The sequence below is a fragment of the Leifsonia sp. Soil_N53 genome (assembly GCF_057655165.1).
On the sequence record NZ_JBDGMM010000062.1, the window covers coordinates 136,323 to 147,381 of the forward strand.

Below are 11,059 nucleotides of genomic sequence, written 5' to 3' on the forward strand. Positions count from 1 at the left end.
GGCGCGGAAGCAGCACCACCCCTTCCGCGCCCTCGCTCCTGCCCCCAGACTTTTCCTACACACCCGGAAGGAGGACCGCCGTGACCACGACCAGCGAACCCGTGACCGCCCCGCCGACCGCGAGCGCACCCGCTCCGTCCGCGCCGCGCAAGCGCCGAGGCCGGCTCACCCCCTACGGCCTGCTGCTGCCGGCCATCCTCATCCTGCTCCTCGCGCTCGGCTACCCGATCGTCTGGCAGCTCGTCACGTCGATGCAACACTTCGGGCTCGCCCAGCAGTTCGGCCGGCCGGCGCCGTTCGTCTGGTTCGACAACTACGTCACGCTCTTCTCCGACTCCTACATGTGGGTCGTCGTCGCGCGCTCCATCGTCTTCTGCCTGACCACCGCTGCCGTGACCGTCGTCATCGGCGTCGGCCTCGCCCTCCTGATGTCAGGTATCTCGCGCTTCCCGCGGATCTTCCTCCAGATCACGCTGCTGCTCGCCTGGGCCATGCCCGTCGTCGCCGCGATGACCGTCTGGAACTGGCTGTTCGACTGGCGCCGCGGCGTGATCAACAACGTCCTGACCTCCTGGGGCCTGGACTTCCAGAACCACAACTGGCTGCAGAACCCGCTCTCGTTCTTCTTCGTCGCCGGCGTCATCGTCACCTGGATGAGCGTTCCCTTCGTGGCGTTCTCGGTCTACGCCGGGCTCACCCAGGTCTCCACCGAGGTGCTGGAGGCCGCGCAGATGGACGGCGCCAAGGGCCCCCAGCGACTGCGGTACATCATCCTGCCGATGATCCGCCCGGTGCTCGGGATCGTGCTGCTCCTCCAGATCATCTGGGACCTGCGGGTGTTCACCCAGATCAAGCTGCTGCAGGACAAGGGCTCCATCGCGAGCGAGACCAACCTCCTCGGCACTTACATCTACCAGCTCGGCGTCGGCGCGAGCGACTTCGCGATGGCCAGCGCCGTCTCGGTGTTCGTCCTCATCCTGACCATCGCGCTCAGCTGGTTCTACGTCCGCCACCTGCTCAAGGAGGACCAGTCATGACCACCGTCGCCGGCGACCGCAAGCTGAAGCAGAAGGTCCGTCCCGGTCGCATCCTCCTCGGTGCGCTCGCCGTGGTGCTCGGGCTGATCTGGGTCTTCCCGGTCTACTGGATGCTCAACTCCTCGCTGCTGCCGAACGTCGTGCTGCAGAGCTCCACCCCGACTTGGCTGCCGTTCGGCGGCTCGCTTGACAACTTCACCGCGGTCGTCAACGGCGGCACGTTCTTCCCGGCGCTCGGGATGAGCGTGGTCGTCGCGCTGGTCACCGTGGTGTTCTGCCTGGCCTTCGCCTTCCTCGCGGCGCTCGCCATCAGCCGGTTCAGGTTCCGCGGGCGCACCTCGTTCGTGCTGGCCGTGCTGCTCATCCAGATGCTCCCCGCCGAGGGCCTGTTCATCGCGCAGTACAAGCTGATGGGCTCGCTCGGCCTCCTCAACACCGTGATCGGCGTCAGCATCATCTACATCGCGGCGGTCGTGCCGTTCACGATCTGGATGCTCCGCGGTTTCGTCGCCGGCATCCCCGCCGACCTGGAGGAGGCGGCGATGGTGGACGGGCTGAGCCGCACCCAGGCCTTCCTGCGCATCACCTTCCCGCTGCTCGCACCCGGTCTGGTGGCCTCCGGTGTGTACGCGTTCCTGCAGGCCTGGAACGAGTTCACCGTCGCGCTGGTCATCCTGCAGGAGAACAGCAGCCAGACGCTGCCGCTCTGGCTGCGCGGCTTCATCCAGCAGTCGGCGTCGCGGGCAACCGACTGGGGCCAGGTGATGGCGGCCTCCACCCTCGTGGCCGTGCCCGTCATCATCTTCTTCCTCATCGTCCAGGGACGCATGACCAGCGGGCTGGTCAGCGGGGCGGTCAAGGGGTGAGCGGGATGTCGGTCACCGAGCCCAGCGCGACCGACACCGCCCTCCGACGCAGCATCGCGGCGGCCCTCCTCCCCGGTTTCACGGGGACCACGCTGCCCGCGTGGCTGGAGGAGCGGCTGCGCAACGGCCTCGGCGGAGTGTGCGTGTTCGGCCAGAACGTGGAGTCCATCGCCCAGCTGCGGGAGCTGACGGACGCGATCCACGCCGCCAACCCGGACGCGATCGTCGCGATCGACGAGGAGGGCGGCGACGTCACCCGCCTCTATTACGAGACCGGTTCGCCGTTCCCCGGCAACGGCGTGCTCGGCCGGCTCGGCGACGAGGCGTACACCGAGCGGATCGCGGGCCGGGTCGGCGCGGAGCTGCGCGCGGCCGGGGTGAACCTCGACTTCGCGCCCGATGTCGACATCAACTCCAACGCGGACAACCCGGTCATCGGCGTGCGCAGCTTCGGCTCGCAGCCCGCGGTGGTCGCCGAGCAGGGCGCCGCGTGGACGCGAGGCCTCCAGTCGGCGGGCGTCGCCGTGTGCGCCAAGCACTTCCCGGGGCACGGAGACACCGCCGCGGACTCACACCTCGAGCTCCCGGTCGTAGACGTGACCCTCGACCAGCTGCGCGAGCGCGAGCTGGAGCCGTTCCGCGCCGTCATCGCGGCCGGCGCCCGCACGGTGATGACCTCCCACATCCTCCTGCCGCGCATCGACCCCGACCTGCCGGCCACCTTCAGCCGCACCGTCGTGGAGGGCCTGCTGCGCGGCGAGCTGGGCTTCGGCGGTGTGGTCGTGACCGACGCGCTCGACATGCACGGCGCGAGCGGAGAGCGCGGCATCCCGGAGGCCGCGGTGCTCGCGCTCGCCGCGGGCTGCGACCTGCTCTGCATCGGCACCGAGAACACCGACGCGCAGCTCGCGGAGATCGAGGACGCCGTCGTCGCGGCGGTCGCCGAGGGGCGCGTCGCCGTGTCCCGGATCGAGGAGGCCGCCGGGCGCGTGCTCGCGCTGGCCGCGGACGTGCGCGCCGACGGCGCCGCGCCGCGCCAGGGGGAGGGCGGCGGGGCGCTCGACCCGGCCGACGTGCGACGGGCGATCGACGCGTTCGACATCTCCGGGCACGCGGCCGCCTGGCTGCGCGCCCACCACGGCCGGTACTCCGTGGTACGGATCGACACGGTCGCCAACATCGCGATCGGCGAGGCGCCGTGGGGACCCTTCGCAGAGGCCGCGGCCGGCCCGGGCGGCGCGTCGGCGTTCGCGGCCAACCCGCTCGTCGTGTTCACCGAGGGCGACCATCCCGAGCTCGTGCTCGCCGCGAAGTCGCCGGTGCTCGTGGTCGGCAAGGACAACCACCGGCACGCCTTCGCCCGGGCGGCGATCGACCGGCTGCGGGCCGAGCGGGACAGCGTGCTCGTGGTGGACATGGGCTGGCCCGGCGACGACCGGCAGTACGCCGACATCGCGACCTTCGGCGCTTCCCGGCTGGTCGGCCGCGCTCTCATCGAGCTGCTCGACGGGGAGCCGGGGTCCACCCCGTGAGACTCGGCATCGACATCGGCGGCACCAAGACCGACGCCGTCGCCGTCGACGACGGCGGCGCCCTCGCGCAACGGGTCCGGCTGGCGACGGGCTTCGGCCACGCGGCCGTCGTGGAGACGGCCCTCGCCGCGGTGGCCCGGATCGGCGAGCTCACCGGTCTCCCGGCGGGCGCCTTCGCCTCGATCGGCATCGGCATCCCGGGGATGGTCGACCGCGCCTCCGGGCACGTCGCGCACGCCGTCAACCTCGGCGTGGAACGGCTCGCGCTCGGCGGGGAACTCGCGGGCCGGCTGGGCGTCGACGTGCGGATCGAGAACGACGTCAAGGCGGCGGCGCTCGGCGCCTTCCACCTGCTCGGTCTCGGCGGCACGATGGCGTACCTCAACCTCGGCACCGGGATGGCCGCCGGCATCGTCGTGGAGGGCCGGCTCTGGCGCGGCGCCAGCGGTGTCGCGGGCGAGATCGGGCACCTCCCGGTCGACCCCGCGGGCGCGCTGTGCGGCTGCGGCCAGCGCGGCTGCCTGGAGACGGTGGCCAGCGGCTCGGGCATCGCCCGGCAGTGGCGCACGGACGACCCGCTCCCGGCCCGCGCGCTGTTCGCGGCCGCGGCGGACGGGGACCGCGAGGCGAAGGCGATCGCCGCTAGGCTGGCGGAGGGCATCGCCGCAGCGATGCGGGTCCTCGTGCTGACCGTCGACGTCGACACCGTGGTGATCGGCGGCGGCCTCAGCCATCTCGGGGACCGGCTGCTCTGCGACGTCCACGAGGTGCTCGACGGCTGGGCGGAGACGTCACCGTTCCTCGCGTCGCTCGCGCTGTCCCGGCGGGTGCGCCTCGTCCCCGAAGGTTCACCTGTCGCCGCGCTGGGTGCGGCGCTCGTTGGAGGTACTGATGGCTGAAGTCGTGGTGGTCGCGGACGCGGAGGCGGCGGGCGAGCTCGCGGCGGAGTCGATCCAGGCGCTGATCGCCGCGAAACCGGATGCGGTGCTGGGACTGGCGACCGGATCCACCCCGCTGCCGGTGTACCGGGCGCTGGCCCGGCGGATCGCGGCGTCGGGCACGGACGTCTCGCACGTGCGCGGGTACGCCCTGGATGAGTACGTCGGCCTGCCGGCCGGGCACCCCGAGTCCTACCGCTCGGTGATCACCCGGGAGGTCGTGGAGCCGCTGGGGCTCACCCCCTCGCTCATCCACGTGCCGAACGGGGCGATCGCGACCATCGAGCACGCCGGAGCCGACTACGAGCGGGCGATCGCGGAGTCCGGCGGCGTTGACGTGCAACTTCTGGGCATCGGCACCGACGGCCACATCGGCTTCAACGAGCCCGGCTCCTCGTTCGCGTCGGTCACCCGGGTGAAGACGCTGACCGAGCAGACCCGCAAAGACAACGCGCGCTTCTTCGCCAGCGAGGACGACGTGCCGATGCACTGCATCACCCAGGGGCTGTCCACCATCCTCCGCGCCCGGCACCTGATGCTGCTGGCGTTCGGGGAGGGCAAGGCGGAGGCATTGGCGGGCGCGGTGGAGGGGCCGGTGTCGGCCTCCAACCCGGGCTCGGCCATCCAGCTGCACCCGCACGTCACCGTCCTGGTGGACGAGGCCGCTGCCACCCGGCTGCGCAACATCGACTACTACCGCTACGCCTACGACCACAAACCGGCCTGGCAGAAGCTGTAACGCCCCGCCCCGTCCCAAGCCCGTCCCGAACGGAGGACCTGCCGCCCTCATCCCGCGCCAGCTCCTCCGTTCGCTGCGTTTCGGGGCTCCCACGGCCCGGATGTCCTCCGCTAGCGACAGGTGTCACTTACGGAGGAGATGGGGCTGACGGAGGTGCGGATGGTAGTTCGGGGAGGAGCTGCGCAGCCGGGAGGGGTGGGTGTCCTCCGGTGGGTGCGGGAGGGCGGCGGTGGGTGGCCGCGCGCCGGGGGCTGCCGGGGTGGGTCAGAGGAGCCGGCCGTCGGCCAGGACGCGCTGGACGTGCCAGTCGTGGTCGAGGAGGACGGCGTCGGCCGCGAAGCCGGCGTGGAGGCGGCCGAGGCGGTGCGACTCGCCGAGCGCCTTCGCGGGGGTCGCCGTGAGCGCGGTGACCGCAGTGACGGGATCGAGGCCCACCCGGGTGATCGCGTTGCGGAGGGCGGCGTCCTGGGTCAGGGTCGAGCCGGCGATCGTGGTGGTTCCGGAGAGCACCGCCAGGCCGTTGCGGACGCTGACGTTCAGCCCGCCCAGACGGTAGTCGCCGTCGGACGCACCGGCGGCGGCCATCGCGTCGGTGACCAGGGCGACTCGTCCCGGAGCCTCCCGGAACAGCAGACCCGCCACCGAGGGGTGCACGTGGAGGCCGTCGAGGATGAGCTCGAGCGTGACCTCCGGGTTCTCGATCGCCGCCATGACCGGCCCTGGTGCGCGGTGGTGGATGCCGTTCATCGCGTTGAACGCGTGCACGAGCAGCCGGGCGCCGACCTCGAAGGCGAGCTTCGCCTGGTCGTAGTCGGCCGCCGTGTGGCCGATGCCGACGACGACGCCGGCCTCGATGAGCACGCCGATCGACTCCAGCGCGTTCGGCAGTTCCGGCGCGATCGTCGCGGTGCGCAGCGTACCGCGCGCGGCGCCGATGAGCTCCTCCACCATCTCGGGCCCCGGGTCGCGCAGGAAGGCGTCGTCGTGCCCGCCACGGCGTTCACGGGCCAGGAACGGCCCCTCGAGATGGGAGCCGAGCACCATCGGGTCGACGGCCGTCAGGTCGGCAACGACGCCGAGGCTCTCGCGCAGGGAGGCCAGCGGATTCGCGACGTGCGAGACGAGCGCCCGCGTCGTCCCGTGCGCGCGGTGCGTGGCGAGGGCCGCGAGCATCTCCTCCGGCCCGTCGTCGTAGGGGTGGCCGCCGCCGCCGTGGCAGTGCAGGTCGATGAAGCCCGGCGTCAGCCAGTGACCGCCGGCGTCGACCACCTCGCGCCCGGGGTCGCGCGCGGCCGCGTGCCAGCCGGTGCCGGACCCGGTCGCGACGATCGCGCCGTCGTCGGCGACCAGCCAGAACTCGTCGACCTGCCCGCTCGCATCCACCTTGCGGGCGTCATGGACGACGACGCCGGTCATGCGAACTCGCGCCGTCCGTTGATGACGCCGCTCACGGTCGCCACGACCGCGAACACCAGCGCGACGATCGGCTGCCCCAGACTCCACCAGGCGAAGGCGGCGGAGCCCATCACGACGATCTCCACGAGCGCCTTGACGAACGCGTCGACGTGCAGCACCGCCTTGGGGGAGCGGAACAGCGCCCAGAGCAGGATCGCGAGCACAGGCGCCCCGATGCCCACGACGATGTTCCACGGCAGCGGCCAGGCGGCGAAGCCCCAGATGCCCAGCGAGACGATGGCGAACAGCTCCAGCACGAAGCGGAGGATGTCGTTGGGCCCGACCTTGATCGGGGTCTGCTCGTCGTGCGTGGAGGTCACCGATCCAGTCTACCGATCCGCGTCGGCGCTGTCTGGGCGCCCGCAGAAGAGCGGAGGATCGCTCAGCGGAAGATGATGGTGCGCGCCCCGTCGAGCAGCACGCGGTCCTCCGCGAACCACTTGACGGCCTGGGTGAGCGTGCGGCTCTCCTCGTCCTGCCCGATCGCCACCAGCTCGGGGACGCTGCGGGTGTGGTCGACGCGGACGACGTTCTGCTCGATGATCGGGCCCTCGTCCAGGTCGCTGGTGACGAAGTGCGCGGTGGCGCCGATCAGCTTGACGCCGCGGGCGTGGGCCTGACGGTAGGGGTTGGCGCCCTTGAACCCGGGGAGGAAGGAGTGGTGGATGTTGATCGCCCGGCCGGCGAGCTTCTCGCACAGCTCGGGGGAGAGGATCTGCATGTAGCGCGCGAGAACGACCAGCTCGATGTCGTGCTCCTCGACGGCCTCCAGGACGCGCGCCTCGAACGCGGCCTTGGACTCCGGGTCGGTCACGGCCTGGGACTCGAACGGGACGCCGTAGAACCCGGCCAGGTCGCCGAGGCTGGGGTGGTTCGACAGCACGAGCGGAATCCGGACCGGGAGCTGACCGGCGCGCTGCCGGAATAGCAGGTCGTTGAGGCAGTGCGCGGCAGTGGAGACCAGCACGAGGGTGCGCAGCGGGCGCCCGACGTTGTCCACCCGGTGCGTCATCCCGAACTGTTCCACCACGGGGGCGAGCGCGCGCTCGAACTCGTCGCGGTCGGCCGCGGACTCCACCTGCAGGCGCATGAAGAACCGGCCGGTGTCGGTGCTGGCGAACTGCTGGCTCTCGGTGATGTTCCCGCGGGCCGCGACGATGGCGCCGGAGACCGCGTGGACGATGCCGGGACGGTCGGCGCAGCTGAAGGTCAGCACCCAGTGGTTCGAGCTGGCAGTCGCGGGGTTCGACGTGGCGGTGGAGTCCATCCGTCCAGGGTAGCGGGGCACGGCGTCCGGTCGTTCCCGCTACTGACGCGGGACCGGCGCCCCCGCCGTCCACACCTGCAGCACCCGGAAGTCGTCGTCGAGCAGCACCGCGTCGGCCGCGTACCCCGGGGCGAGGCGGCCCAGGTCGGCGCCGCGGCCGATCGCCGCGGCCGGCGTCTCGGTGAGGGCGCGCACCGCGTCCTCCACGCTCACGCCCACCTCGCGCACCGCGCGGCGCAGCGCGGCGTCCTGGGTCAGCGTGGAGCCCGCGATCGAGCCGCCGTCGGCGAGGCGGGCGACGCCGGAGCGCACCTCGACCCGGAGGGTGCCGAGCAGGTAGTCGCCGTCGGCCTCGCCCGCCGCCGCCATCGCGTCCGTGATCAGCGCGACGCGGCCGGGGGCGGAGGCGAACGCCATCCTGACCACCTCGGGGTGCACGTGGATGCCGTCGTTGATGACCTCCACGGTCACCCCCGGCGTGCGCGTCGCTGCCGCGACCGGGCCCGGCGCCCGGTGGTGGAGGCCGTCCATGCCGTTGAAGGCGTGCGTCAGGATGCTCGCGCCGGCGTCGAACGCGGCACGGGTCTGGTCGTAGTCGGCGCCGGTGTGGCCCACGGCGACGGCGACGTCGGCCGCGGCGAAGGCGCGGACCGCGGCCATGCCGCCCGGGAGCTCGGGGGCCAGGGTGATCTGGCGCAGGGTGCCGTCGGCGGCCTCCAGCAGCCGCTCGACGTCGGCGGGCGTCGCCGAGCGCAGCAGGGCCGGGTCGTGCGCGCCCTTGTGGCCGGCGTCGAGGAAGGGGCCCTCCAGGTGCGAACCGAGGATGCGCGGGTCCTCCGCGGCCAGCCGCGCGACGTCGCGCGCGCGTTCGGCCAGGTCGGGCACCGTCGCAGTCACGAGCGAGACGACGAACCGCGTCGTGCCGTGGCGCTGGTGGAGGGCGGTCGCGGTCCGGATCGCATCGGCGCCGTCGTCGAACGCCGCGCCGCCGCCGCCGTGGCCGTGCAGGTCGATGAATCCCGGGGTCAGCCAGCCGCCGTCCGCGTCGGTGACCACCGCAGCGGGGTCCCCGGCCGCGGCGGCGACCCAGCCGTCGCCGACGCCGGTCGCCGCGACGAGCCCACCGTCGAAGAGGACCCAGGCGTCGCGGGTCGTGCGGCCCTCGCTGACGAGGCGGGCGGAGTGGATAACGTGCGCGGACATCCTGACCAAACTACGCGACGACAAGTACGCGCTTCACGCGACGATGACCTCGAAGCCGGCCTCCACGAACGCCGCCCGCTGCTCCGCCGTGATCCCGTCGTCGGTGATCAGCGTGGTGAGGAGCTTGGGACCGCCGAGCGTAGCGAACGCCTTGCGGCCGATCTTGCTCGAGTCGGCGACGACGACCGCGCGGGTCGCCCGGCGGGCCAGGAGCGAGTTGACGCTTGCCTCGCCCTCGTCGTGAACCGTCGCCCCGACGACGGAGTCGATCCCGTTGACGCCGATGAACGCGATGTCCATCGTGATCTTCTCCAGCACCACATCGCTGTACGGGCCCACCAGCTCGTACGAGCGCGCGTGCACGACCCCGCCGGTGACGACGGTCTTGATCTGGGGCCGCATCACGAGCTGGGCGGCGATGTTGATCGCGTTGGTGACCACCGTGAGGTTGGGATGCGGCGAGGGCTCCATCAGGTCCGGCCGCGAGCCCAGCACCGTCGCGATGGCCGTGCTCGTCGTGCCGCCGCACAGCCCGACGACCGCCCCGCGCGGCACGAGTGCGCTCGCCGCCTGCGCGATCCGGAGCTTCTCGGGGGCGTGCTGCTCCCGCTTGTAGCGGATCGGCAGGTCGTAGGCGACCGACTGGCCGACCGCCCCGCCGCGCGTGCGGGTCAGCAGCTGCTGCGACGCGAGCGCATCGAGGTCGCGCCGCGCGGTCGCCGCCGAGACGTCGAGCTTCGCCACGATGTCCTCGACGTCCACCTGGCCCGACTCGGCCAGGAGGTCGAGGACGGCGTTCAACCGTTCCGCTCTGTTCATCGCTCTGCAGTCTCCGTTCCGCTCGCCGCGCCGGCGGCGACGTCGAACAGGGTCATCAGGCGCGCCGCCTCCGCCGCCACCGCCGCACGCCCCTCCCGCACGTAGCGCCGGGAGTCCACGACATCGGGATTCGCGCGCAGGTAGCCGCGGATCGCGTCGGTGAAGAAGCGGTTCAGATGCGTGGAGACGTTGACCTTGGTGATGCCGGAGCGGATCGCCGCCTCGATCGTCTCATCCGCGACCCCGCTGGACCCGTGCAGGACCAGCGGAACGGCTACGGCGTGTCGCAGCGCGCCGACGAGGTCGAGGTCGAGAAGCGCGGTCCGTTCGGTCATCGCGTGCGAGCTGCCGACGGCGACGGCCAGCGCGTCGACGCCGGTCTCGGTCACGAACCGGCGGGCCTCGGCGGGGTCGGTGCGGGCGCCCGGAGCGTGCGCGCCGTCCTTCCCGCCGATCTCGCCGAGCTCGGCCTCCACCGAGACGTCGTTGGCGTGGGCGTACTCCACGACGTGAAGGGTGGCGGCGACATTGCGGTCGTAGGGGAGCTTCGACCCGTCGAACATGACGGAGCCGAACCCCAGGTCGATGGCCTGCCGGGTGAGCCCGGCGTCCTCCGCGTGATCGAGGTGGACCGCGACGTGGGCCGAGGAGTCGGCGGCGAGGGCGAGGGTGCCGCGCGCGATCGGGTCCAGCCCGCCGTGGTAGTCGGCGCAGTTCTGCGAGATCTGCAGGATGACGGGCCGGCGCGTCTCCTCGGCGGCGGCGACCAGCGCTTCGGCGGTCTCCAGGTGGATGACGTTGAACGCGGCGATGCCGGTGCGCGCGGCCAGCGCGGCGTGCAGGAGGTCGAGGGTGGGGACGAGGGGCATGCGCGGCTCCGATCGCGGTCGGTTCAGGCGGTCACGAGGCGCGCCTCGTACTCCGGGTAGGCGGGGTCCAGCTCGCCGGCGAGCGGGGCGGCGACGGCGGCGGCCGACCAGGCGGTGGCCCGCCGCACGATGACGGCGGGGTCGGTCGTGCCCGCGGACAGGGCCGTCGCGATCGCCGCGACGGCGGCGTCGCCCGCTCCCGTCGCGTTGCCGGCGAGGGGCCGGGGGAGCCGGGCCGACCACACGGTCCGGTCGTCGACCGCGAGCATCCCGTCGGCGCCCAGGGAGACGAGCACCAGCCCGGCGCCGGCCGCCAGCAGGGCGCGGGCGCCGG

12 protein-coding genes are annotated in these 11,059 nt (G+C 72.5%); 5 read left to right on the top strand and 7 right to left on the bottom strand.

All coding sequences use genetic code 11. The features are described 5' to 3' along the window. Positions 1-80 precede the first annotated feature (80 nt). From AC3A3H_RS11970 to AC3A3H_RS11990, 5 genes are read left to right on the top strand one after another with little or no spacing between them, the layout of a single operon-like run. Positions 81-1,037: a carbohydrate ABC transporter permease gene (locus AC3A3H_RS11970; RefSeq protein WP_487614771.1), complete on the top strand. Its 957-nt coding sequence runs from the start codon at positions 81-83 to the stop codon at positions 1,035-1,037. Continuing rightward, the gene (locus AC3A3H_RS11975) at positions 1,034-1,903 is read left to right on the top strand and encodes a carbohydrate ABC transporter permease (protein WP_487614772.1); all 870 of its coding nucleotides are present in this window, start codon (positions 1,034-1,036) and stop codon (positions 1,901-1,903) included. The genes AC3A3H_RS11970 and AC3A3H_RS11975 overlap by 4 nt, the downstream gene beginning before the upstream one ends. A 5-nt stretch (positions 1,904-1,908) precedes the next feature. Then, the gene (nagZ, locus tag AC3A3H_RS11980) at positions 1,909-3,435 is read left to right on the top strand and encodes a beta-N-acetylhexosaminidase (RefSeq protein WP_487614773.1); all 1,527 of its coding nucleotides are present in this window, start codon (positions 1,909-1,911) and stop codon (positions 3,433-3,435) included. After that, positions 3,432-4,334, top strand: coding sequence for an ROK family protein (locus tag AC3A3H_RS11985; protein WP_487614774.1), 903 nt, complete (start codon positions 3,432-3,434; stop codon positions 4,332-4,334). Before nagZ ends, AC3A3H_RS11985 begins: the two co-directional genes overlap by 4 nt. Beyond that, positions 4,327-5,112, top strand: coding sequence for a glucosamine-6-phosphate deaminase (locus AC3A3H_RS11990; protein ID WP_487614775.1), 786 nt, complete (start codon positions 4,327-4,329; stop codon positions 5,110-5,112). Before AC3A3H_RS11985 ends, AC3A3H_RS11990 begins: the two co-directional genes overlap by 8 nt. 264 nt (positions 5,113-5,376) lie before the next feature. Here AC3A3H_RS11990 and nagA (AC3A3H_RS11995) read toward each other — a convergent pair whose 3' ends face one another. The 7 genes from nagA (AC3A3H_RS11995) to AC3A3H_RS12025 all read right to left on the bottom strand — a co-directional run. Next, a complete protein-coding gene (nagA, locus tag AC3A3H_RS11995) occupies positions 5,377-6,528 on the bottom strand; it encodes an N-acetylglucosamine-6-phosphate deacetylase (protein WP_487614776.1) in 1,152 nt (383 codons plus the stop codon). Next, positions 6,525-6,887, bottom strand: coding sequence for a YrdB family protein (locus AC3A3H_RS12000; protein WP_487614777.1), 363 nt, complete (start codon positions 6,885-6,887; stop codon positions 6,525-6,527). Before AC3A3H_RS12000 ends, nagA (AC3A3H_RS11995) begins: the two co-directional genes overlap by 4 nt. Positions 6,888-6,949: 62 nt before the next feature. Then, on the bottom strand, positions 6,950-7,834 hold the full coding sequence (purU, locus tag AC3A3H_RS12005; RefSeq protein ID WP_487614778.1) for a formyltetrahydrofolate deformylase: 885 nt from the start codon (positions 7,832-7,834) through the stop codon (positions 6,950-6,952). Between the two features lie 39 nt (positions 7,835-7,873). Beyond that, positions 7,874-9,037: an N-acetylglucosamine-6-phosphate deacetylase gene (gene nagA / locus AC3A3H_RS12010; protein ID WP_487614779.1), complete on the bottom strand. Its 1,164-nt coding sequence runs from the start codon at positions 9,035-9,037 to the stop codon at positions 7,874-7,876. 33 nt (positions 9,038-9,070) lie between these two features. Beyond that, positions 9,071-9,856, bottom strand: a complete 786-nt coding sequence (locus tag AC3A3H_RS12015) for a DeoR/GlpR family DNA-binding transcription regulator (RefSeq protein ID WP_487614780.1) — start codon at positions 9,854-9,856, stop codon at positions 9,071-9,073. Further along, on the bottom strand, positions 9,853-10,725 hold the full coding sequence (locus tag AC3A3H_RS12020) for a class II fructose-bisphosphate aldolase (protein WP_487614781.1): 873 nt from the start codon (positions 10,723-10,725) through the stop codon (positions 9,853-9,855). Before AC3A3H_RS12020 ends, AC3A3H_RS12015 begins: the two co-directional genes overlap by 4 nt. 23 nt (positions 10,726-10,748) lie before the next feature. Then, on the bottom strand, positions 10,749-11,059 hold a 311-nt coding region (locus tag AC3A3H_RS12025), incomplete at its 5' end, for a PfkB family carbohydrate kinase (protein WP_487614782.1).